The organism is Lysinibacillus sp. NPDC096212, from assembly GCF_044763105.1.
Lineage (GTDB): Bacteria > Bacillota > Bacilli > Bacillales_A > Planococcaceae > Lysinibacillus.
This window is the reverse complement of the sequence record NZ_JBIWFQ010000012.1, coordinates 87,662-87,969: the sequence shown is the minus strand read 5'-3', so window position 1 is coordinate 87,969 and position 308 is coordinate 87,662. Positions and strand designations below refer to the sequence as shown.

General features: G+C 60.4%; 1 protein-coding gene. It reads left to right on the top strand.

The annotated features are described in order from the left end of the window. On the top strand, positions 1 to 308 hold a 308-nt coding region (locus tag ACIQ7T_RS13580; protein ID WP_402870964.1), incomplete at both ends, for a hypothetical protein.

Here is a 308-nt window from a genome sequence, read left to right as displayed (position 1 = left end):
CTGGAGCTACCGGTTCTACTGGCGTGACTGGTTCTGCTGGAGCTACCGGTTCTACTGGCGTTACTGGTGACACCGGAGCTACTGGTATTACTGGGGCTACCGGAGTTACCGGCTCTACTGGGGCTACTGGTTCTACTGGGGCTACTGGCGTTACTGGTAACACTGGCGCTACTGGGGCTACCGGAGTTACCGGCTCTACTGGTGTGACTGGTTCTACTGGGGCTACTGGGGCTACTGGGGCTACTGGGGCTACTGGGGCTACTGGGGCTACTGGGGCTACTGGGGCTACTGGGGCTGCTGGGGCTACT